General features: G+C 32.8%; 12 protein-coding genes and 1 pseudogene. 11 read left to right on the top strand and 2 right to left on the bottom strand.

What is annotated here, in order from left to right; all coding sequences use genetic code 11:
* Positions 1 to 7 precede the first annotated feature (7 nt).
* Together SJY34_RS15820 and SJY34_RS15825 are read right to left on the bottom strand one after the other, a co-directional pair.
* On the bottom strand, positions 8 to 1,351 hold the full coding sequence (locus SJY34_RS15820; protein WP_400077324.1) for a sensor histidine kinase: 1,344 nt from the start codon (positions 1,349 to 1,351) through the stop codon (positions 8 to 10).
* Positions 1,341 to 2,694, bottom strand: a pseudogene (locus tag SJY34_RS15825) (sigma-54-dependent transcriptional regulator). The gene SJY34_RS15820 and the pseudogene SJY34_RS15825 overlap by 11 nt, the downstream one beginning before the upstream one ends.
* A 206-nt stretch (positions 2,695 to 2,900) precedes the next feature.
* On the opposite strand from SJY34_RS15825, the gene SJY34_RS15830 reads away from it, so the two are divergent.
* From SJY34_RS15830 to SJY34_RS15880, 11 genes are all read left to right on the top strand, one after another.
* Positions 2,901 to 4,151, top strand: coding sequence for an efflux RND transporter periplasmic adaptor subunit (locus SJY34_RS15830; RefSeq protein ID WP_400077326.1), 1,251 nt, complete (start codon positions 2,901 to 2,903; stop codon positions 4,149 to 4,151).
* 29 nt (positions 4,152 to 4,180) lie between these two features.
* A complete protein-coding gene (locus tag SJY34_RS15835; RefSeq protein ID WP_400077327.1) occupies positions 4,181 to 4,858 on the top strand; it encodes an ABC transporter ATP-binding protein in 678 nt (225 codons plus the stop codon).
* 149 nt (positions 4,859 to 5,007) lie between these two features.
* Complete coding sequence (locus SJY34_RS15840) at positions 5,008 to 7,407, top strand: ABC transporter permease (RefSeq protein WP_400077329.1); 2,400 nt, start codon at positions 5,008 to 5,010, stop codon at positions 7,405 to 7,407.
* A gap of 23 nt (positions 7,408 to 7,430) precedes the next feature.
* Positions 7,431 to 9,809: an ABC transporter permease gene (locus tag SJY34_RS15845; RefSeq protein ID WP_400077331.1), complete on the top strand. Its 2,379-nt coding sequence runs from the start codon at positions 7,431 to 7,433 to the stop codon at positions 9,807 to 9,809.
* Positions 9,810 to 9,825: 16 nt separating this feature from the next.
* The gene (locus SJY34_RS15850) at positions 9,826 to 10,851 is read left to right on the top strand and encodes an ABC transporter permease (RefSeq protein WP_400077332.1); all 1,026 of its coding nucleotides are present in this window, start codon (positions 9,826 to 9,828) and stop codon (positions 10,849 to 10,851) included.
* Between the two features lie 10 nt (positions 10,852 to 10,861).
* The gene (locus SJY34_RS15855; RefSeq protein WP_400077334.1) at positions 10,862 to 12,205 is read left to right on the top strand and encodes an ABC transporter permease; all 1,344 of its coding nucleotides are present in this window, start codon (positions 10,862 to 10,864) and stop codon (positions 12,203 to 12,205) included.
* Positions 12,206 to 12,232: 27 nt separating this feature from the next.
* Positions 12,233 to 14,650, top strand: a complete 2,418-nt coding sequence (locus SJY34_RS15860; protein ID WP_400077336.1) for an ABC transporter permease — start codon at positions 12,233 to 12,235, stop codon at positions 14,648 to 14,650.
* A 50-nt stretch (positions 14,651 to 14,700) separates the two neighbouring features.
* Positions 14,701 to 17,145 carry an ABC transporter permease gene (locus SJY34_RS15865; RefSeq protein WP_400077338.1) on the top strand — a complete coding sequence of 815 codons (2,445 nt, stop codon included), beginning with the start codon at positions 14,701 to 14,703 and terminating at the stop codon, positions 17,143 to 17,145.
* Between the two features lie 54 nt (positions 17,146 to 17,199).
* Entirely contained in the window at positions 17,200 to 19,632 is a 2,433-nt protein-coding gene (locus SJY34_RS15870) for an FtsX-like permease family protein (RefSeq protein WP_400077340.1), read from the top strand.
* A gap of 170 nt (positions 19,633 to 19,802) precedes the next feature.
* Positions 19,803 to 22,157: an ABC transporter permease gene (locus SJY34_RS15875; protein WP_400077342.1), complete on the top strand. Its 2,355-nt coding sequence runs from the start codon at positions 19,803 to 19,805 to the stop codon at positions 22,155 to 22,157.
* 11 nt (positions 22,158 to 22,168) lie between these two features.
* Positions 22,169 to 24,553, top strand: a complete 2,385-nt coding sequence (locus tag SJY34_RS15880; protein ID WP_400077344.1) for an ABC transporter permease — start codon at positions 22,169 to 22,171, stop codon at positions 24,551 to 24,553.
* Positions 24,554 to 24,567: the final 14 nt, after the last annotated feature.

Genomic DNA, 24,567 nt, shown 5'->3' on the forward strand with positions numbered 1-24,567 from the left:
TTATATATTAAAACACTAAGCTAAAAACAGACCCCTCTCCTTCAACACTCTTTACAAGGATTCGTCCTTTATGTAATAACATAATCTGTTTACATAAGCTTAAGCCAATACCGCTTCCAGTGGCTTTACTAGTAAAAAAAGGAACAAAGATATTTTCTAAGATATCCTGTGGAATTCCAGAACCATTATCATAAACTTTAATGACAATATCTCTATTTGTGTTTTGTGATGCTAATACTTTAATTTCTGCATTATCTTTCTCTTTGACCGCATCAACAGCGTTAAGAATCAAATTAATCAGTACTTGTTCTATGAGGTGTGTATCAATGTCTAATTCTAATTTTGAGCTAGAAATATTGAATTCTATATCTATATTTTTTGCTTTTATAGATGGCTCCATAAGTAACTGAATATTATTGAACAACTCAGAAACTTTCACACGTTGTAAATTAAGGTTGGTCACTTTACTTAGACTACGATAGGTCTTAGCAAATTTTAGTAGACCTTCACTACGTTTTTTAATGGTTTTTATACCTGCATTGATATCATCTAATTCAAGTGTGTTTTCTTTTGGTTGTTCAATTGCTAATTGTAAATTAGTTTGAAGTGTATCTGCTAAGGATGAAATTGGCGCAATGGAATTCATAATCTCATGTGTCATTACACTTAATAACTTTTTCCAAGATTCAGATTCATTTTTATTTAGTGTGTTATCAATATCTTGAATTACAATGAGTTTAAAAGCATCTTCATCAACCTGAAAAACGGTATCAGAAATTAATATTTTTATACTTTCATTTTGTAATGCGATAGAAATAGAATTAGGTTCTCTATGGTAAGTTTCAAAAATAGTATTGAACAATTCTGGCTTTCTGTTTTCAACAAAACGAATGTTTTTAAATGAAGGCATATCTAATATCTCTCCAAACGAATCATTAGTCCATAAAACATCTCCATTTTCAAGATTATAGGCTATAATTCCAATATCCACCATTTCCAAAATCTTTTGTAAATAGACATATTGCGCTTGATTTTGAGAATTAATTTCCTTTATGGTTCTATTAATTTCGTTGAAGCCTGTATATAAAAATCGAATATCTTTTGGACCTCTATCTTCAGGAAACCATCTTGAAAAATCTCTATATTTTACAGCTTCGAAAAAATCATCCATCGCGACAAACCGTCGTTTAACAAAACTATAAGTATTGAATAATAAATAAAGTAATCCAATAGAAGCAATTACTGAATAAGCTGTTTGATCTTTATAAACGGTATATGCTAAAACTAAGATCACAGCAACGATGAGCAGTATTCTAAAAAAAAGTTGAAAGATGTAGGCTCTATAGTTCATACTTTTCTAGACGTCTATATAAAGCAGCTCTTGTAATTCCTAATTCTTTAGCAGATTTCGATACATTTCCTTTGTTCTTCTCGAGTACGGTGAGAATTGCATTTTTTTCAATATCATCTAAGTTTAAGCTTGTAGAAGTATTACTCGCAGTTGTAGTTGATCGTTCAATAGAAGAAAATACTAGGTCCTTCTGGTTTTAGAACGGATCCATCAGTCATAATTACTGCACGCTCAAGAACGTATTGAAGCTCTCTTACATTACCTGGGAAATCGTGTTTCTTTAATTTTGAAATAAATCCAGAATCAAAAGAAAAAGAGTTCTTATTATATTTTTCGGCGTAAAGCGATACAAAATGATGCGATAATTCGGTTATATCTGTGCCACGATCTCTTAACGGTGGTACTATGATATCAACCGTATTGATTCTGTAGATTAAATCTTTTCGGAATTTCTTTTCGTCAGCCAAAACTTTTGGGTCGATATTAGTTGCGCAGATTAATCTTATATCAATAGGAATAGATTCATTAGAACCCAAAGGAGTTACCTGCCTATTTTGAAGCACAGTCAGTAATCTTACTTGTTGACCTAAACTAATATTACCAATTTCATCTAAGAATAACGTGCCTCCATTTGCAGCTTCAAACCTTCCTTTTCTGTCCTCTCTGGCATCTGTAAACGCTCCTTTTTTATAACCGAATAATTCACTTTCAAAAAGTGATGATGTTAATGCACCTACATCAACTTTTACAAAAGGTTTATCTTTTCTATTAGAATTATCATGTAGTGCTCTTGCTATTAAATCTTTACCTGTACCATTCTCACCAAGCACTAAAACATTGGCATCGGTAGGTGCCACTTTTTTTAGTTTCACAAAGACATCATTCATTACCTCACTATCACCAATAATTTCAACACTGTTGGAGTTGAGATTCTCTTTTTGAGATCCTTGAGATTTTTTCTTACCAAGAATAGTAGTTATGGTCTCAATAATCTTTTCATTCTTCCATGGCTTCATTAAAAAGTCGGAAGCTCCTTCTTTTAAACCTCTAATTGCTAAATCTATATCGGCATATGCAGTCATTAAGATAACCGAAGTTTCTGGTTTTTGCTTTTGAATTTTATTTAGCCAAAAAATACCTTCATTACCAGTATTTACCAAACCATTAAAATTCATGTCTAAAATGATAATATCATAATGCGCACGCTCAATTTGTGAAGTAATATTACTCGGATTCTTTTCAGTAACGACTTCCTTAACCAGTGGTTTAAGAAGAAGTCGCAATGCAGTGAGAACATCTGCATCGTCATCTATAACTAATATTGTCGCATTTTTTAAAACCATCTATACAATAATACAATTTTATATTCAGCTTAAAAAGATTAGAAAAAAGAAAATAATTCAGTTTGCAAAAGTGTGCATTTTCGAACATAAAGTGTATCAAAATCGAACACTTTTATTTCAATATTAAAAATTAAATATTTGATAATCATATAGTTATAATTTTGGCATCATCTTCACTATATATTTAGTGTCATAAAAAAATAAAAATGGACGTACCAATTCAGAAGAAGAAATTTTCAAATCAAAAATTAGGCCTCATAATCGGAGCATTAGCAATTATAGCTTTGATTGTATATGTAATTATGCAAACTTCAGGTGGATCTAAATTGAATGTTCAAAAAGAGCGAATTTCAATTCATACAGTGAGTAACGATATATTTCAAGAAAATATTCCTGTTAACGGAATTGTGTTGCCAATCACAACAATTTACTTGGATGCTTTAGAGGGTGGACGTGTAGAAGAAAAATTTGTAGAAGATGGAGCGATCATGAAAAAAGGCGAGCCAATTCTTCGTTTATCGAATACGGATTTAGAATTAAGTCTAGTCAACCAGGAAACATCGGTTTATAACCTACTAACACAGATGCAAATTTCTCAAAATGCTGCACGTCAGAATACCATTAATAGACAAAATCAATTTACAGATGTCGAAAATAGTCTGATTGAAGCTGAACGTGTGTATACGCTAAACAAACGTTTATATGAAAAAGGTGCGATTGGAAGAATGGATTATGAGTCTTCTAAAAACAACTTTGATTATCAAAAAGAACGAATGAAGTTGTCTGAACAAGTATTGTCTGAGGATTCTATCTCTTCAAAACTTGAAATAAACCAAGCAAAAAGTTCTTATGCCAGAACACAAAGTGCTTTAGAATTAATGCGAAAAAAAGTAGGTGATTTAGTGGTGCGTGCACCAATAGATGGTCAGTTAACATCATTAGATGCAGAAATAGGTCAGTCTATAACCAAAGGAACTAGACTAGGACAAGTCGATGTAACAAGTGGTTACAAAGTAAGGGTAGATATCGATGAGCATTACATCTCTCGAATTTATAATGGACAAACAGGAACATTTACACTCAATAACAAAACCTATACACTTGTTATTAAGAAAGTATTTACACAAGTGACCAATGGACGTTTTCAAGTCGATATGAAGTTTGAAGGGGAAGTGCCAGAAGGTATTAGAAGAGGTCAAAACCTTCAAATTAGAGTAGCATTGAGTGCAGAAAAAGAGGCTTTATTAGTCGCTAAAGGTGGATTCTTTCAAAAAACCGGTGGAAATTGGATTTTTAAAGTGAGCGAAGATAGATCTACAGCTTATAAAGTAAATATTAGACTAGGAAGCCAAAATACAGAATATTACGAAGTTGTTGAAGGTTTAAATCCTGGCGATAAAGTAGTAACATCGAGTTATGATTCTTTCGGAGATGTTGAAGAATTAATTTTAAAATAGAAAAGACAATCAATTAAAAAATAAATACAATGATACAGATTACGGACTTAGAAAAATTTTATAAAACTGAAGAAGTTCAAACTATCGCGCTTAACAAATTATCTTTTGGAGTTAAAGAAGGTGAGTTTGTAGCAATTATGGGACCTTCTGGATGTGGTAAGTCTACTTTACTAAACATATTGGGCTTATTGGATGATCCGGATGGAGGAAGCTTTATGTTTAACGGAACAGAAGTTGCTGGTTATAATGAGCGTAAGCGTTCAGAACTGCGCAAGCACAATATTGGTTTCGTTTTTCAGAGCTTTAACCTTATTGACGAGCTTACCGTTTTTGAAAACGTAGAATTGCCATTAATCTACACAGGTGTTAAACCAGCAGAACGAAAAAAACAGGTCGAAGCAGTTTTGGAAAAAATGGGAATAATGCATCGTCGTAATCACTTTCCTCAGCAATTATCTGGTGGTCAACAACAACGTGTGGCAGTAGCAAGAGCAGTAGTAAATAAGCCAAAATTAATTTTAGCGGATGAGCCAACAGGAAACTTAGATAGTACTAATGGTAATGAAGTGATGGATTTACTAATAGACTTAAATGAAGCAGGTACAACAATTATAATGGTAACGCATAGTGAACACGATGCTAAATATAGTCACCGCATCATCAGAATGTTAGATGGACAAAAAGTAACAGAGAATATTTTGGCATAAATAAATCATTAATCAAAATCAATCAACCAATCAGGTGGAAAGCACTTCAGTATAAATCATAATCAACCAAAATATACTGAAGTGTTGAAACCAAACCTGCCTGCCGGTAGGCAGGCCAATCAAAAAACGAACAGTAATTCTTAGAAATCATGCTCAAAAATTATTTCAAAATAGCGTTCAGAAACCTTCTTAAAAATAAGGTGTATTCATTTATCAATATATCGGGTTTAGCTATCGGAATGGCAGCGACAATGCTAATTGGCTTGTGGATATATGATGAATTGAATTATAACAGTCATTTTGAAGATAAGGATACCATTGCTATTGTTTTTCAGCATGAAACGAATAATGGTGAAACTGATACTGGTCCTGCGATTCCTAGACCTTTAGAGTTTGCATTAAGACAAGACCATGGTGATAATTTTAAGCATATCATCATGTCATCTTGGGAACAACCTAGGTATCTAAAATATGGGGAAACTAATATTTATATAACTGGTAATGCAATGCAAGAAGGTGCACCGGAGATGCTAAACTTAGAAATTGTAGAAGGAGCAAGAGATGGTCTCAAAGAAAAGAATTCAATTATGCTTTCAGAATCTTCAGCAAAGTCATTATTTGGTTCAGAAAAAGCACTAGGAAAACTAATAAAAGTTAATAATGAAAATGATTTAATTGTAACTGCTGTTTACAAGGATATTAAAGAAAGTAATTTCTTTAAAGACATGGAATATCTCATGCCATGGAAGCATTATATTACCACGCAACCTTGGTTAGAAGATGCTAAAGATTCTTGGGGAAATAACTCTTTTCAATGTTTTGTTCAAATCAATAAGAATACAACAATGGAGGTAGTTTCGTCTAAGATACGAGACGTTAAGAAAATAGGTGCTCCTAGTGAAGCTGAGTTCAATCCAGAAATGTTCTTATTTCCTATGAAAGATTGGTACTTAAGAGGAGATTTCGAAAACGGAGTTCAAACTGGGGGAAGAATAGAAAACGTATGGCTATTTGGTGTTATTGGGCTATTTGTATTATTGTTAGCATGCATCAATTTTGTAAATCTAAGTACTGCGCGCTCAGAGAAACGCGCAACAGAAGTTGGTATTAGAAAGTCTATTGGTTCACAACGTAGTCAACTTATATTTCAATTTTTAAGCGAATCATTTTTAATTGTCCTTCTGTCATTTGTATTTGCATTAGGAATCGTATTACTATTCTTAAATGGATTTAATAACCTTGCAAGCAAAACGATTGAATTTCCTTGGACAAACATTCAGTTTTGGTTAGTGTCATTAGTGTTTGTAATTATAACTTCATTTTTGGCAGGAAGCTATCCAGCATTGTATCTGTCATCTTTTAATCCAGTAGCCGTTTTAAAAGGAACTTTTAAAGCTGGTCGTTATTCTTCATTACCGCGAAAAATATTAGTTGTAACTCAGTTTACAGTGTCTATAGCATTGATTATTGGAACTCTTGTAGTAATGAATCAAATTCAGTTTAGTAAAGATAGGCCTGTAGGATACGATAAAGAAGGTTTAATACAAATCCCAGTAATGAGCTCAGAATTTGTTGGTAAGCATGAGGTAATGCGTACACAATTTGTAGCCTCAGGTGGTGCAACAAGCATGACAGCAATGAGTAGCCCTACCACAAATGTTTGGTCTAATCGTAGCGGTTATACTTGGGAAGGTAAACCAGTTGGGTTTCAGGAGGATTTAGCGCATACTTCTGTTAATTATGATTTTGTGAAAACATTAGGATTAAAAATTATTGAAGGAAGATCTTTTTCAAGAGAATTCGCTACGGATTCTAATGCTGTAATACTGAATAAAACTGCTGTGAAATATATGGGTATAACAGATCCAATTGGTAAATATATTAGAGATTCCGATGTGGAAGACCCTTTTGAACCAATGCAAATTGTTGGCGTTATTGACGATATGGTTGTACAATCTCCGTATAGCCCAGTAAAACAAGCCATGTATGTTTTTGAAAAGTATGGCAATATTGCATTTTATAACCTAAGATTAAATCCTGAAAAAAGTACAAGTGAAAACTTAGCGCTAATTGAAGGGGTATTTAAAAAGAACTTTCCTAATACACCTTTTGATTATCAGTTTGTTGATGAGGAGTATGGAAAAAAATTTAGATCAGAAGAACGTATAGCTAGTTTAGCCAGAGTATTTACTGCATTAGCAATTTTTATTAGCTGTCTAGGTCTTTTTGGATTAGCATCATTTGTTGCAGAGCAGCGCACAAAGGAAATAGGTGTTAGAAAAGTATTAGGCGCATCTATAAGACAATTATGGTTATTGCTTTCAAAAGACTTTATAACACTTGTTGTTATATCACTTTTAATTGCTTCTCCATTGGCATATTACGTCATGGGACAATGGTTGCAAAAGTTCAGTTATCGCACTACAGTTGGTTGGGATGTATTTGCAATTGCATGTGTTGGAGCTTTGATAATCACGTTAATCACAGTAAGTTTTCAGGCTATTAAAGCGGCAACAGCTAATCCTGTGAAATCATTGCGTACAGAGTAATCATCAATCAAAAATAAACAATCATGATCAAGAATTATTTCAAAATAGCACTAAGAAATTTATACAGATACAAAGGATTTTCGCTACTCAATATTACAGGTTTAGCCATTGGCATGACTGCTGGGTTTCTTGTTCTACTTTATGTAAATTTTGAATTGAGTTATGACAATATGCACGATAAAGGTGATTCTATCTATAGAGTAGTAGCAACTATTGATACTCCTTCAGAGAAGATTGAAGCAGGAGTAACATCATGGGCTGTTGCACCAAATATAGATAAAGAGTTTCCAGAAATATTAAAATTCGCAAGAATAGTAAATGAAGAATTTACCTTTGTTAAAGGTGAAGATAAATTTATTGAAGATGAAATTATTTTGGCTGACTCATCCTTTTTCGAAATTTTTGATTTTGAACTCATAAAAGGTGATATACGTAATTCACTTAAGAACCCATACAATTTGGTGATTTCACAGAGTATTGCAACTAAGTATTTTGGTGATAATGATCCTGTTGGTCAAAATATGATTGTTGAAGAATTTGATACTCCTACAACAGTCACTGGTGTGATGAAAGACATACCTGAGAATTCTCATATTCAAGCAGATATAATAGTATCTATGAGTACGTATACTGCTGCACCAAGTACCCGAGACGAGCAATGGAGTAATTATAGACCCTCTGTTTATATCTTAACTGCTGATGGTACAAACCCCAAAGATTTAGAAGCTAAATTTCCTGATTTTCTTGAAAAACGAACTGGCGATGAGATGCGAGAATCTAAAATGTTTGTGACTTTATTTTTGGAACCCTTTAAAGATGTGTATTTAAAATCTGACCGTGGCAGTTCAATTTCTGGTAGTATTAATAACGTATATGTTTTTTCAATTATAGGTATTTTCATATTATTAATTGCCAGTATTAATTTTATCAATTTAGCAACAGCACGTTCCGTAGAAAGAGCAAAAGAAGTTGGGATTAGAAAGGTTATTGGAGCTGATAAAAATCAGCTAGGATTTCAGTTTATTGGTGAGTCTATTATTCTTTGCATTATAGCATTTTTTGTAGCTGTTGGTTTAACCACTTTAGGGTTACCTTATTTTAATGAATTAGCAGGAAAAACAGTAAGTATTGGTGTTTTTGCAGATCCTATTAACATACTTTATCTCTTTTTAATGGCTTTGTTGATTGGAATCATAGCAGGTATTTACCCAGCAATAATACTCTCCTCATTTAAACCAATTAGTGTTCTTAAAGGTAGTTTTTCAACAGGCAGTAAAGGTATTTTATTGCGGAAAAGTTTAGTAGTCGTACAATTTACAATCTCTATTTCTTTAATAATTGGGACTATTGTTATTTACAATCAGATGCGATTTATGCAAGACCAAGATTTAGGTTTTAATAAAGAGCATACCGTGTTGCTTCCAATTGAAGTAGGAAATAGCCAAGAAGCATTAAGAACAAGCATTTCTAAAATACCTAGTGTAAAGGGAACTGCGTTAACCTCTAGTGTGCCAGGTTCTGGTAATTCTGCAGCATATTCTGAAATTGAAAATCAACAAGGAGATTTACAGATAGCTAATTTAGATTTATACTTTGTTAATGAAGATTATATTAAACAACTAGGTATGGAGATTGTTGCAGGTAGAGATTTTTCAAGAGATTTCGCTTCAGATTCAAGTCAAGCTATGATTATTAATGAAAAGACAGTATCCCTTCTAGGCTATGCAAATGCGCAAGATGCTATTGGTGCTAATTATCAGCAATGGGGAAGTAATGGAGAAGTTATAGGTGTTGTAAAGGATTTTAATTATAGATCATTACAAGAAGAAATTAGTCCTTTGACTATGCGGTTAGACCCGACACAGACAGATATTATTACAATTAAAATTGAAGCGAATAATACAGCTCAAACTTTAGCTTCTATTGAGAGTGCATGGCAATCAGTAATGCCTAGCGACCCATTTGAGTATTATTTTTTAGACGAATTGTTTAATGAACAATATGAGGCGGAAGAGCAGTTTGAAGACTTGTTTTTAAACTTTGCATTATTGGCAATTTTCATTTCTTGTTTAGGTCTTCTAGGCTTAGCAGCATATAGCACTATACAACGTAAGCGAGAGATTGGTATTCGTAAAATTGTAGGTGCATCTGTAAGTAGTATCATTAATTTGCTTTCAAAGGAATTTATAAAACTTGTAGGTATCGCTTTTATAATATCAGCACCGTTAGCTTGGTATTTTATGCACAATTGGTTGGAAGATTTTGCTTATAAGATTGATATTAAGTGGTGGATGGTAGTTGTGGCTGGTTTAGGGTCTATGGTTATAGCGTTAGTTACTGTAAGCTTTCAAGCTATAAAAGCAGCAACAGCCAATCCTGTAAAATCATTGCGGACAGAGTAATAATTATAAAATAGTTATGCTAAAGCACAATCTTAAAATAGCGATTCGAGGTTTTAAAAAGTATAAGAGCAGTTTTATTATTAATATCATTGGACTCTCAGCAGGTATGGCATGTGTACTTTTCATTTCACTTTGGGTAAGTGATGAAATGAGTGTAGACAAATTTCATAAGAATGAAGCTCAGTTATATCAAGTGATATCTAATTTGAAAATGAATGATGAGGTAATTACTATGGATGGTAGTCCTATTTTGTTAGCAGATGCAATCACTAAAGAATTTCCTGAAGTTATATCTGCGACTTGTATTAATAACGATTTTGCAACTCCAGAAGGGGTGTTTTCTTACGGTGATACTGATCAAGTAGCAAAAGGTTTATTTGCCTTACCAAACTTTTTTGAAGTGTTTACTTTTGATTTATTAGTAGGTAACCAAAGCGACGTTCTAAATAGTAAATATAATGTGGTCATTTCTGAGGATTTAGCAAAAAGACTATTTAAAACTATTGACGAAGCCGTAGGTAAAACATTAAATTGGAATTATAAATGGACAGATGGAAATGGAGAAGAAACACTAGTTGTTTCAGGTGTTTTTAAAGCACCTTCCAAAAATTCTACGCTTCAATTTGAATACATTGTACATTCAGATTTATTAATAGATGCTGATCGATGGGCTGGTGATTGGAGTGGCCATTATGCAAAATCCTTTTTAGTTTTAAAAGAGGGTACAAATATTTCTAATTTTAATAAAAAAATTGCGAACTACTTAAATACGAAACGAGAAGGTAAATTTAAGTTTACATCTTTTGTTCAAAAGTTTTCAGATAGATATCTTAAACAGCCTTATGAAAATGGTGTACAGGTTGGCGGACGTATCACTTATGTTAGACTATTTATAATTATTGCTCTGTTTACATTGCTCATTGCCTGTATCAACTTTATGAATCTTTCTACAGCACAAGCGACAAGAAGAATGAAGGAGGTTGGTGTGAAAAAGACACTTGGAGCAAATCGTAAATCTTCTGATTTATCAATATTTAAGTGAAGCCGTTATTATGGTATTATTATCACTAATTGTAGCTATAGCTTTGGTGATTTTGTTTTTGCCAAAATTTAATTCAATTACTGATAAAAGTATAGCATTGAGTTTCGATTTAAATCAATTGCTTGTAATTATTTCTATAGTATTTGTTACAGGTTTATTAGCAGGTAGCTATCCTGCTTTTAGATTATCATCATTTAAGCCAGTTGAAGTTTTAAAAGGGAAAGCACCAAAATCTATTTGGGAATTTTTTATTAGAAAAGGGCTTGTTGTTTTTCAGTTTACAATTTCTATCATTTTTATTATTGGCATTTTGGTTATTAATAAACAAATCGATTTTCTGCAAACTAAAAATCTTGGTTATCATAAAGAGAATGTTATTCAATTTGAAATTGGTAGTAACATTGAAAGACCAGAGGCTCTATTGTCTGAGTTGAACAATATTCCAACAGTTGAAAATGTTGGTTTTATGAATGGTGAGTTTTTGGCAGGGAGTGATAATAACAGTGGTTGGTCATGGCCTGGTAAAGACGCTCAAGATCATATTGTATTTCAATCTCCTAGAATGGGTTATGGAGCTATAGAAACTTTAGGGATGGAATTAGTTGCTGGTCGCTCATTTTCTAAAGCCTTTAATGATGACTATGATAAAATAATACTTAATGAATCAGCTTTAAAGCTAATGAACTTGGAAAATCCTATAGGTAAATTGCTTCAAAAAGGGGAACATCAACAAGAAATAGTAGGTGTTGTTAAGGACTTTCAATATGGATCTTTACATCAAAAAATTGAACCGCTAATTATTAGGTTTAGAGCTTATGGTAACAATATAATGGCTAAAATCATTCCTGGAACTGAGCGAGAAACACTTGCGAAAATGGAATCTGTTTTTGTAAAGTTTAATCCAGGTTACCCTTTCGACTATTCTTTTCTAGATAGTAATTATAATAAATTATATGCTGCAGAAACTAAAGTAGCTGATCTTTCAGATTTTTTTGCTGCTCTAGCTATTATTATTTCTTGTCTTGGACTTTTTGGGTTGGCAGCATTCACAGCAGAGCGAAAAGCAAAAGAAATAGGTATTCGTAAAATATTAGGGTCAAGTGTTTTTGGCATCGTAAAAATGTTATCAAATGAGTTTGGTAAAATGGTAATTATAGCATTATTGATTGCATTTCCTATTGGGTATTGGTTATGCTCGAGTTGGTTAAACAATTTTGGTTATGCTATTGAGTTAAAATGGTGGTTTTTTGGCTTAGCAGGTTTTGCCACACTTTTAATAGCGATGGCTACAGTAGGTTGGCAATGTTATAGAGCGGCTATTTCAAATCCAATGAATGCACTTAAAACAGAATAATCATCATCAATCAAAAAATAAATAATCATGATAGGGAATTATTTTAAAATAGCATTTAGAAGTTTATGGAAAAATAGAACGTTTACAGCATTAAATGTTGTAGGTCTTACAGCTGCATTTGGAGTAGCTCTATTATTAGCTATGTATGCTGTTTATGAACTTTCTTATGACCGTTTTCATGAGCATGGTGATAATTTATATATGGTGTATTCGGAAGATAGTTCACCTAATGGTATCGAAGCTAATATATCTAAGTCAGAACCATTTTCAGCTGCATTGCGCGATGAGGTATCAGGTGTTGAAAAAATAACACGTTATAATGGTTCAGGTGTGTTATTGAGTTATCAAGACAAGCAATTAGGTATGAGTGGTGCTTATGTTGACCCTGATTTTTTTGATATGTTTAGTTTTCCAATAATCAAGGGAGACAAGCAGAATCCAATAACCTCAGAATCCTCTGTTGCTATTACAGAACTTGCTGCAAAACGAATATTTGGTGATAAAAATGCCATAGGGCAGACGGTTACTATCCTAAGAGATGAAGAACAGGTGCCATTTACTGTTACAGCAATTGTAGAAGATTTTCCTGCGACAAGCTCAATAGGTTTTGATGTGATATTAAATTTTAAAAGTCAAGGATACCACGCTTATGAGCGAGGAGTTGGTCAATGGGATGTAGAGAATCATGAAGTTTACATGCAACTTTCTAAAGAAATAACACCAATTCAGTTTGAAAGTAGCACAATTGATTTCACTCAGCTTCACTATAAAAATGAAATTGATAATGCTAAACGAGATGGTGTAAGACCTAATAATGATGGTCTTTATAGACAAATAAAATTATTACCTTATAAAGACATAAGGTTTGCTAATTTCAATCAAGGCCCAGTTACTATAAATCGTACGATGCCTTATTTAGTATTGGGCATTGCTATCCTAATTTTGTTTATCGCTTGTGTCAATTTTGTAAATATGAGCATAGCCAAAAGCGATCAGAGATTGCGCGAGATAGGTATGCGTAAAACCTTAGGAGCTAATAAAAAACAATTATTCTTTCAGTTCTGGGGAGAAAGTATTTTAGTGTTTACAATCTCAGCAGGCTTAGGAATTTTATTGGCTACTCTTTTGTTGCCTCAGTTTCAGGTGCTATTTAGTACAAGAGCCTCGTTTACAACTTTCCTAAACCCTGCTTTAATAGCAATACTCATATCTATTGTTGTCGGTATTACGTTAATAGCTGGCGGTTATCCTGCCATATTAATGAGTCGTCTGGGAACATTGCAAAGTTTAAAAGGGAAACTTGATAATAGCGGAAAAAACTACTTACGAAATAGTCTAATGGTATTGCAGTTTGGTATAGCCATATTACTTATAAGTGGTACGTTAGTACTTCAGGATCAAGTTGAGTTTATGAGAACCAAAGATTTAGGGTTCAATAAAGAGCAAGTGATTGCTTTTCCTCTTAATGGAGAGCGTAATGATCAGCAAGCATTGCAATTGGTGCGAGATGCTCTTCAAGATAAGCCGAATATTTTGAGTGTTTCAGCTTCAAATAACATTTTAGGTCTTGGAAAAGATGGATCTCGATCTACTAGTGTCTTAGGGTTTGAACATAACGGACGAGGAGTAGAAACTCATATGTTGGTGGTTGATTCAGATTATATTGAAACTTTAGATTTGGATTTAGTTGAAGGCAGGTCTTTTAAGAAAAACTTAGCTAGTGATAGTTTATCCGTTATCATTAATGAGTCGATGGCGAAGCAACTAAATGAAGATGAAATACTGAATTCAAAAATTAATATTGACAATAAGTTTTTCTCTATTGTCGGTGTAATAAAGGATTTCAATTTTCAGGAGCTCGATAGACATATTGCCCCAATGTCACTTTTTGCATTACCTAATTGGAATTTAAGAAATGTCTATGTGAAAGTTGAGTCTCAAAATTTAGAGCAATCTTATAATGATATAAAAGGAGTATGGGCATCTATAGAGCCAAATGCAGAATTCCAAGGCTCTTTTTTAAATGAAAATATCGATAGAACCTTGCGTAGCGAACGAAACATGATAACAATGATAGGTAGCGGTTCTATTTTGGCTATTACTCTAAGTTGTATTGGTTTGTTTGCAATGTCATTACTTATTGTAGCGCAACGACGTAAGGAAATTGGTGTCCGTAAAATTGTGGGTGCAAGCGTATCTGCGATTACAATTCTATTAACTAAAGATTTCATGAAATTAGTAGGTATTGCTTTTCTCATAGCAACACCAATTGCATGGTGGGCAATGAGCAAATGGTTACAAAACTATGCGTACAGTATTGACCTCAATATTTTAGTATTTCTTATGGCTGGAGGGATTGCATTAATAATAGCCATAATAACAATAGCAGGAAAAACCATTAGCGCAGCGACATCCAATCCTGTTAATTCTTTGCGTGCGGAGTAATCATCATCAATATGTGCTGAACTTGTTTCAGTATCAAAAATCAAATAGTCATGATTAAAAATTATTTTAAAATAGCATGGAGAAACATAATGAAGCACAAAGTGTTTTCTCTAATCAATGTTATTGGCCTTACCATAGGATTGAGTGCATCGTTTGTTATTGGTTTAATGATTTTTTACGATTACACCTTTGATGATTTTCATAAAGATGGTGATCGAATTTATAGAGTTGTGACAGATTTTAAAACACCAGAAGGGGAGTTTTATAATTCTGGTGTAACATTAGCATTGAATAACGCTATTAAGGATAATTCTAATTTTGAATTTACAAGCGAGTTCTACATAGAACGACCAATGAAGGTAGAAAATAGGTCTAGTGATTTAGAGTTTAAATTACCAAACTTTGTTATTTACGCTGACCAAGATTATTTTAAAATTTTCGATTATAAGTTTATTGCAGGAGATAAAACAAAGACACTAATTGGTCCAAATGAAGTTATATTAACAAAGAAACGTGCGGCCAAATATTTCCCAAGCATATCACCTTCAGAAGTTATTGGCAAAACTTTAGTGTATAATGATTCTCTAAATACAAAAGTGACTGGAATAGTAGAGAATTTTGAAGGGAGAACAGATTTAGTTTTTCAAGAATTTATATCACATCAAACGTTACTTCAAACTCGATTACGACAAAATATTATTAGAAAAAATTGGAATAATACCAACTCGAATTCGCAGTTATACGTTAAACTCAATCCTAATGCTGATATAGCTGCAATTGAATCAAAATTTAAAGATCTTGCAACTGAACATGCTGATGAGGACGATGTAAAATATGGTGAACAACGTATATTTCGACTACAACCATTAAATGATATTCATTTTAATGAAAACTATGGAATTTATGATTGGACAAGTGGGCAGGCGAGTAAGTCATTATTGAGAAACTTGGCTTTGGTGGCTTTATTTTTATTGTTGCTCGGTTGTATTAATTTCATAAACCTCAATACAGCTCAAGCAACGCAGCGCGCAAAAGAAATAGGTATTCGTAAAACTTTAGGAAGCTCAAGAAGCCAATTGATTGGGCAGTTTATGGGTGAGACATTTTTATTAGTTACTGTATCAGCAGTATTGTCGTTTTTGCTTTCAAAATGGTTGATAAAAGTGTTTTCAGATTTTGTGCCCGAAGGTTTAAGTTTTGAGTTGTTTAAGTCACCGCTTATTGTGCTTGGTGTTATTATACTATTGGTGTTAGTCACTTTTCTGTCAGGCTTTTACCCAGCTATGGTGTTGTCAAAGTTTAATACAGTAGCAGTACTAAAAAATCATCTCGGAGTAGGAGATAAAAAAGTAGGTCTAAGAAAGTTTTTAACTGTATTTCAATTTACAATCGCTCAGGTATTTATTATTGCTACGCTATTAGTAGGTAGGCAAATTAATTATTTGTTGAATAAAGATATGGGCTTTAAAACAGATGCTATCGTTTCGGTGTATAGGCCTATTGAAGATCAAAGTTTGGATAAGATTCAGCTTTATGCTGAGAAGTTAGCTTCAATTCCAGAAATAAAGGACATCAGTTTAGGTGGTCCACCACCTGCATCGCTAAATAGTAACACAACTGATATGAAACGTATGGTTAATGATGAAGAAATCTATGGAGAAATACAATTGTTAGCTGGTGATACTAAATATTTAGATTTATTTGAAATAGAACTTTTGGCAGGAAGAGTGTATCGTAATGATACTATAAAAGAATTAGTGATAAACGAAGCAGCAATGAAGTATTTTAGGTTTAAATCACCTGAAGATGCTGTTGGGAAAACTTTATTATATGATGATGAATACTTGCCAATTGTTGGTGTAATGGGAGATTTTCATCAACGCTCTCTAAAGTCGGATATTAAACCAATGACGCTTCGTGGTGATTGGGTAAGGCACTTTTGGTCATATTTTCAAGCAGCTCATATTTCACTAAAAAGTGATACACCAGAAAATCTAAAAAGTGGCTTAGCGAAAATTGAAAATGTATATAAGGAAGTATACCCTCAAAGTGATATGAGACTAGAGTTTGTAGATAAAACCGTAGAGAAATTTTATAAGAGAGAAAAGAAGATATCTACACTCTTAAACTGGTCTACAGGCTTATCTATATTAATTAGTTGTCTTGGTTTACTAGGTCTTGTAATTTACACTACCAATCGTCGTGTTAAAGAAATTGGAGTTCGTAAGGTCTTAGGAGCTTCTTTGTTGCAAATCAACACATTACTGTGTAAAGAGTTTCTCATACTGGTTGCTCTGGCTTTTATTGTTGCAGCACCAATTGCTTGGTATGGTATTAATAATTGGTTACAAGAATTTTCATATAAAACGAACATCAGTTTTTGGGTGTTTTTAGTTAGTGGTTGTGCAATGATTGTATTCGCATTAATTGTAATTAGTGCAAAAACTTTGCAAGCAGCAAATGCAAATCCGGTAGAGTCTTTACGATCAGAATAATTAATCAATATGTACTAAACACGTTTCAGTATCATCAATCAAAATAAAGGAATCATGATTAAAAATTATTTTAAAATAGCATGGAGAAATCTTTTAAAGAAGAAAGGTTTTACGGCCATTAATATTATTGGTTTATCATTAGGTATAGGTTGCTTTGTTATCATTTCTATGTTTGTGATAGATGAAATAAGTTACGACCGTTATCATGAGAAAGCAGACCGTATTTATCGTATTAATTCTGATGTCATTTTTGGTGGAACCGAATTGAGTATGGCTGTTACTTCAGATCCCATGGGTGAAGCCCTTAAGAGTGATTACCCAGAGGTTGAAGATTATGTAAGACTTTATGCCTCTAATGGGTCTAAATTAATAAAAAAAGGAAACGAGTATATTAACGAAGGAGCAGTTGCTCATGCTGATTCTACTTTATTCAAGGTCTTTACATTACCTGCAATAATAGGTGATACGAAAACAGCACTTAACGATCCAAATACTGTAGTTATTACAGAAACAGCTGCTAATCGCTATTTTGGTAGCCCTGAATTAGCAATAGGCAAATTTTTAGAAACTGATGATAATGGCAAGACATTGTATAAAGTAACTTCAGTTATTTCGGATATACCCAGAAATTCGCATTTCAATTTCGATTTCTTTTTTTCCATGGCTAATGTAAATTATGATTTTGGAAATTATTTAAGCCATAATTTTCACACCTATGTAGTATTAAAAGAGGGTACAGATTATAAAGTTTTTAATAAGAATTTTAAAACCATTATTAATAAATACTTACTTCCGCAGGCAGCCCAATTCATGGAAATTAAAAGTATGGATGATTTTGAAGCGGGTGGAAATAAATTGGAATATTCTTTAATGCCACTTACTGATATTCATCTACACTCATCAAGAGGTATAGAATTAAGTGCTAATGGTAACATTCAATACATCTATATTTTTTCTGCTGCGGCACTATTCATATTATTGATTGCTTGTATCAATTTTATAAATCTTACAACGGCTAGATCTTCTGGTAGGGCAAAAGAAGTTGGTATTCGAAAAGTATTAGGTTCTGAAAAGAAAGCACTAATCGGACAGTTCTTAACAGAGTCAACCTTAATAGCAATTTTAGCGCTTTTTGTGGGCTTATTGTTTGTATGGTTGTCTTTAGGTTGGTTTAATGATGTTTCAGGAAAAGAAATGTTAATGACGTCATTACTCAGTCCAACATTTTTAATTTTCATTTTTGTATTACCATTTTTAGTAGGCGGATTAGCTGGTACATATCCAGCATTCTTTTTATCTTCATTTCAGCCCATTAAAGTTTTAAAAGGAAAATTGTCTGCAGGCAATAAGAAAAACACTCTAAGAAATTTTTTGGTCGTGTTTCAATTTGCGACCTCAATTATATTAATTGTTGGTACTATCGTTATCTACAAACAACTAAATCATATTCAAAATTCTAATTTAGGATTTAATAAAGACCATGTGGTAGTGGTAAATAATTCAGGATTATCAGGCGAAATTAGGCAATCTTTAAAAAATGAAATTGAACAATTAACTGAGGTAAAATCAGCTTCGTTTGCAGGTTATTTGCCAGTAGGAGGCTCTTCCCGTTCAGATAATACATTTTCAACAGAAACCGTCATGACTGAATCCAATGGGTTTAACATGCAGTATTGGAATGTAGATTATGATTATTTAGAAACCATTGGTATGGAAATGAAGTTAGGTAGAAATTTTTCACGAGATTTTGGTTCGGACTCAACAAGTATCATCTTAAATGAAACTGCTGTTAAATTAGCCGGATTAATAAACCCGATAGGAAAAAAATTATATACAGTAGATGGTGATGGTAGCCTCGAAGGATATACGATTATTGGCGTAGTTAAAAATTTCAATTTTGCATCGCTACGCGAAAATGTTGGTGGCTTATGTTTCCAATTAGGAAATAACAGTTGGGAAACTGCTTATAGATTTAGTACAACTGATGTTAGTGGTTTATTATCTACAATTGAAAATAAATACAAAGCTGCCGCTCCTGGTTTGCCATTTAAATATGAGTTTTTAGATGAAGCTTTTGATAATATGTACAGACAAGAAAGACGCGTTGGTACAGTCGCTATGGCTTTCGCAATACTTGCTATAATTATTGCATGTTTGGGCTTATTTGGATTGGCAACATATATAGCGGAACAACGTACAAAAGAAATTGGAATACGGAAAGTATTGGGTGCCTCAGTAAATAATATTATAAGGATGCTATCTAAGGATTTTGTAAAGTTGGTGCTTATTGCCTTTGTAATTGCAACACCAATTGCTTGGTGGTTTATGAACAAATGGCTACAAGAATTTGCTTATAGAATAGATCTTAATTGGGGAATTTTTGTGGTAACCGGATTTGTTGCATTAGTAGTGGCTTTAATAACATTAAGCTTTCAGGCTATTAAAGCCGCAATTGCTAATCCGGTTGATAGTTTAAAAACGGAATAAGATTTTATCCATAATAGTAGGCTTTTAAAGTGTCCGATTACGAACAAAAACTGTATCGAAATCGGACACTTTTATTTTTGATTATAATATTAAATATTTGATTATCAAATACTTATATGTTTGGCATTATCTTCACTATATAAATAGTATCAATCAAAAAACGTGCAATTATGATTCTCAATTATATAAAAATAGCATTCAGAAGTTTACTCAAAAACAAAGGGTACAGTTTCCTTAATATTTTTGGATTAGCTATTGGAATCACCTGTGCCAGTTTAATCTTTCTTTGGGTAGAAGATGAAGTTAGTTTTAATACCTCTTTTGATAAACAAGATCAAGTTTATTATGTGCCAACAAATCAGAACTATGAAGGTGAATGGAGAACTTTTTATTCCACACCAGGTCCACTTGCTCAAGACATGCTAAATGATATTCCAGGAATAATCAAAGCGACTCGATCTAGTTATGAAGAGCGATTGTTTGCCGTTGGAGAAAATACTATAAATAGAGGAGGTCGTTTTGTTGATGCAGATTTTTTAGACATTTTTAGCTTAAAGTTTATTGAAGGTAATATAAAAGAAGCGTTCACTAATCCTGAAGCGATTGTATTAACACAAGAAACGGCAGAGCAACTTTTTGGTATAGGAACTAAAGCACTCGGTCAAGTCGTAAAAATGAGTAATAAGGATAATTATATAGTAACAGGTGTTATTGAAAATCTTCCAAATAATGTGTCTTTTCCTTTTAATTGGGTTGCACCTTTTGAACGTTATAGAGATGGAGCCGAATGGATGACGGAATACGGAAATAATTTCTCAGATACATTTGTTGAATTATCACCTGAAGCCAATCTTGAAACTGTTGATAAACAAGTTAGAGGACTTATAGCTACAAAGGAAGAGAATACAGAAGATTATGCCTTTTTACACTCTATTAAAGACTGGCATTTAAGATCTAAATTTCAAGATGGTAAAATAGTTGGTGGACGAATTACTTATGTAAGCTTATTTACTGTTATTGCTTTTATAATTTTACTTATAGCTTGTATTAATTTCATGAATTTAAGTACAGCTCGCAGTGAAAAACGTGCAAACGAGGTTGGTGTACGTAAAGCAATGGGTTCTGGCCGCTCTAGATTAATTACTCAGTTTATATCCGAATCTTTAATCTTGGCATTTATAGCTACGTTATTTAGTGTTTTATTTCTTACGGTTTTATTACCTCAGTTTAATCTTATTATAGAAAAAGATTTAATATTAGGTTTAGGGAATCCCATTCATATTGCAGTTTTATTAGGGATTGCAATAATATGTGGATTGTTTGCTGGTTTTTATCCTGCATTTTATTTGTCTTCATTTAAGCCTGTAGAAGTTTTAAAGGGATTAAAAGTAACTCAAGGTTCAGCAAGCTTTATCCGCAAAGGACTAGTTGTTGGGCAGTTTACAATCTCAATTGTTTTTATTGTTCTAACAATCTTAGTGTATCAACAGATTCAACATGTAAAAAATAGAGATTTAGGATTTGATAAAGATCAATTAATAACAATGCGTATTAATAGAGATCATATAGATAAGTTTTCGGTAATTCAACAAGATTTAATAAAAACAGGTACTGTAGAAAATGCAACATTATCTAATTCAAGAGTTTTAAATGGAGGTAATAATGGTTCTGGTTTTAATTGGAAAGGTGGAACCGATACTGAAGATGTTTTAATTTCTTTTAGAAACGTTACTCAAAGCTTTTTTGAAACTACTGGAATGGAAATTGTTGAAGGTCGCGGTTTTAGTAATAATGTCGATGCTGATAGTAGTTATACTATGGTTTCTCAATCTCTTGCTAAAATGATGGGAGAAGGAACTGCAGTAGGAAAAACAATAAGTAGAGGTGAAGACGTAATGGAAGTTATAGGCGTTGTAAAAGACTATTTGTATGGAGATATGTATGGTGCTAGTGATCCGGTTTTATTTTTTAATTACCCAAATTATGCAAGACATATGTACATAAGAACAAAAGCCGGTATGCCAATAGATGAAACATTATCTAATATCGAAAGTGTTCTTAAGACACATTTACCAGCATATCCATTTGAATATACATTTGTAGATGATGCCTTTAATGCAAGGTTTAAAGATGAAAAATTAGTTGGAGAATTATCAAGAATATTTGCCATACTCGCTATACTAATCTCTTGTCTTGGATTATTTGGTTTGGCTGCTTATACTGCCGAGCAGCGCAGCAAAGAAATTGGAGTTCGCAAAGTTTTAGGTGCGAGCGTATCTGGCATTGTAAAATTATTATCTAAAGATTTTTTAAAGCTTGTAGGTCTATCAATATTAATATCTATTCCTATAGCTTGGTATGCGATGGATAATTGGCTTCAAGATTATGCATATCGTATAGAAATTAGTTGGTGGGTTTTTGTGATAGCTGGTGTAGTGGCAATTTTAATTGCTTTAGTTACAGTAAGCTTTCAAGCAGTTAAAGCTGCGATAGCAAATCCTGTGGATAGCTTAAAAACAGAATAAAAACAGCAATTATGATAAAGAATTATATAAAAATAGCATGGAGGAGTTTAAAGACAAATCGTCTTTTCTCAGCGATAAACATTTTAGGATTATCTATCGGATTGGCTACAACTTTAGTGTTGTTTCTTTTTATACTTAATGAGCGTAGCTATGACAAAATGTATACTAATAGTGATAGAATACACAGAGTTTTATTAAATACAACTGAAGATGAAATAGAAACATGGTCTAGTTTACCTTCTGCATTAGCACCAGCGCTTAAATCGAATATTCCTGAGATTATAGAATCGGGAAGAATTCTAAAGCATGATTTTGGAGGAACTGCATTTATCAAAGCTGGAGACGAAGTTTTTACGGAAGAGAAATTGTTTTGGACAGATCCATCAATATTAGAGATGTTTAATGTTGAGATTATTAAAGGTTCAGGTTCTGAAAGCTTAAAAAGTCCAAATAATATTTTACTTTCTGAAAGTACCGCCAAACGTTATTTTGGCAATGAAAACCCAATGGGTAAAACGGTTGTAGTTGATAATAGAACTACTTTCGAAGTTAAAGGAATCTATAAGGATTTTGCGGATAATAGCTCATTAGACTTTAATGTTATTGCACCATTTATGATGCAATACGCTGCTAAGAATCCAACTTGGGACAATGCTAGTTTTGAAACGTTTGTAATGTTTAACTCTACTACACCTAATGTAAACGACATTGAGTCTAAGATTCAAAACATATTAGATACTAATGTGAAAAAGGATGAGCAATGGTATAATTTTTCTCTTCAACCCTTAGAGCGTATTCACCTGTATTCATCATCATATTCAGATAGTTATTTAGATGGCTTGGGTGATATTAATCAAATTAGGAATCTTACAGCACTAGCAATTTTGGTTCTAATTATTGCTTGTATTAATTACATGAATTTAATTACAGCACGTTCTCAAAAAAGAGCAACTGATGTAGGTATTAATAAAACACTCGGTGCTTCGATTAAGCATTTAGTTACAAGATTTTATATCGAAACTGGATTAATTACTGCGATTGCAATGATTTTAGGTGGTTTGTTTGCGACATTGGCTTTACCTGTATTTAATACTTTAGCTGGAAAAGATTTAGATATATCTTCTCTATTTTCTTTAAAGATTTTAGGCTTCTTACTATTGATTTGGTTAGTAACAACTTTAGTTTCAGGATCGTATCCTGCGTTATATCTTTCACGCTTTTCACCAAAAGAAGTTTTGAAACCTTCTGGTAGTAAAGGTGGCCTAGTAAGTTTTGTTAGAAAGGGATTGGTCGTCGTGCAATTTTCGGCTTCAGTAATATTAATAATTGGAGTTATAGTTATTCATCAACAATTAGAATATATTCAGAATAAGAATTTAGGTTACAATCCGGAAAACATAATTGCAATTTCTACTGCAGGTATAAGAGGTGGAGAAAACAATAGAGCATTAGTAGACGCCTTTGAAAAACTACCAAATGTCTCTTTTGTTAGTAGATCTCAAGGTTATCCTGGTATAGGAGTAAGTGGACGTAGCATTAGTAAACCTAATAGCGACCAGAGTATTGGCGTGCAAACTAACAGATCGGAGCATAATATTGCTGATGTATTACAACTCAATTTATTAGCTGGCAAGTTACTGCCAAAAAATAAACAGCGTGGTGATACACTAGTTGAGGTAGTGGTTAATAAGAAAACAGTGGATTTCTTAGGGCTTTCACCAGATGAAGCTATTGGTAAAAAAGTTAATATGCAATTAGGAAATAATGCATACATATATGGGGTAGTAGATGATTTTAACTTCGCTTCATTACATACACCAATTGGTGGTTATGCTTTTCATAATGCAACAGGTGAGCCTAAATCTTATTTATTAGTACGTTTTAAGAATGAAGTATTAGCTGAGAGTATTTCAAATTTCGAAAACACTTTCAAAAAAGTTGCAGCAAATTCAGCATTCGAATACACTTTTCTAGATAAAAAATTAGAGTTGTTATATGAAAAAGAAAAGCGTACTGCAAGTGTAGGCTTATTGTTTTCAATTTTAGCGATTATTGTAGCTTGTTTAGGTTTATTTGCATTAGCAGCTTATATGGCAGAGCAACGTAATAAAGAAATTGGTATTAGAAAGGTGTTTGGAGCTAGTGTTTCTAGAATAATTAAATTACTGTCTATGGATTTTATGAAGTTGGTTTTAGTTTCTTTAGTTATTAGTTTTCCATTGGCATTATATTTTATGAACAATTGGCTACAAGACTTTGCTTATCGCATTAATATTAGTTGGACAGTTTTTGCAATCGCTGGTACACTAGCTTTATTAATTACATTTATTACAGTAGGCTATCAAGCAGTAAAAGCTGCGATAGCCAATCCAATCAAAAGTTTAAGAACAGAATAAATATAAATCATCAT

Origin of the sequence: Winogradskyella sp. R77965 (assembly GCF_044594915.1) — a bacterium.
In the GTDB taxonomy this organism is placed as follows: domain Bacteria; phylum Bacteroidota; class Bacteroidia; order Flavobacteriales; family Flavobacteriaceae; genus Winogradskyella.

Bases quoted from the DNA above. Each gene is read 5' to 3' on its own strand.
- SJY34_RS15835 (WP_400077327.1), top strand. From the start codon at position 4,181: ATGATACAGATTACGGACTTAGAAAAATTTTATAAAACTGAAGAAGTT.
- SJY34_RS15880 (WP_400077344.1), top strand. From the start codon at position 22,169: ATGATAAAGAATTATATAAAAATAGCATGGAGGAGTTTAAAGACAAAT.
- SJY34_RS15845 (WP_400077331.1), top strand. From the start codon at position 7,431: ATGATCAAGAATTATTTCAAAATAGCACTAAGAAATTTATACAGATAC.
- SJY34_RS15830 (WP_400077326.1), top strand. From the start codon at position 2,901: ATGGACGTACCAATTCAGAAGAAGAAATTTTCAAATCAAAAATTAGGC.
- SJY34_RS15865 (WP_400077338.1), top strand. From the start codon at position 14,701: ATGATTAAAAATTATTTTAAAATAGCATGGAGAAACATAATGAAGCAC.
- SJY34_RS15840 (WP_400077329.1), top strand. From the start codon at position 5,008: ATGCTCAAAAATTATTTCAAAATAGCGTTCAGAAACCTTCTTAAAAAT.
- SJY34_RS15860 (WP_400077336.1), top strand. From the start codon at position 12,233: ATGATAGGGAATTATTTTAAAATAGCATTTAGAAGTTTATGGAAAAAT.
- SJY34_RS15820 (WP_400077324.1), bottom strand. From the start codon at position 1,351: ATGAACTATAGAGCCTACATCTTTCAACTTTTTTTTAGAATACTGCTC.
- SJY34_RS15875 (WP_400077342.1), top strand. From the start codon at position 19,803: ATGATTCTCAATTATATAAAAATAGCATTCAGAAGTTTACTCAAAAAC.
- SJY34_RS15850 (WP_400077332.1), top strand. From the start codon at position 9,826: ATGCTAAAGCACAATCTTAAAATAGCGATTCGAGGTTTTAAAAAGTAT.
- SJY34_RS15870 (WP_400077340.1), top strand. From the start codon at position 17,200: ATGATTAAAAATTATTTTAAAATAGCATGGAGAAATCTTTTAAAGAAG.
- SJY34_RS15855 (WP_400077334.1), top strand. From the start codon at position 10,862: ATGGTATTATTATCACTAATTGTAGCTATAGCTTTGGTGATTTTGTTT.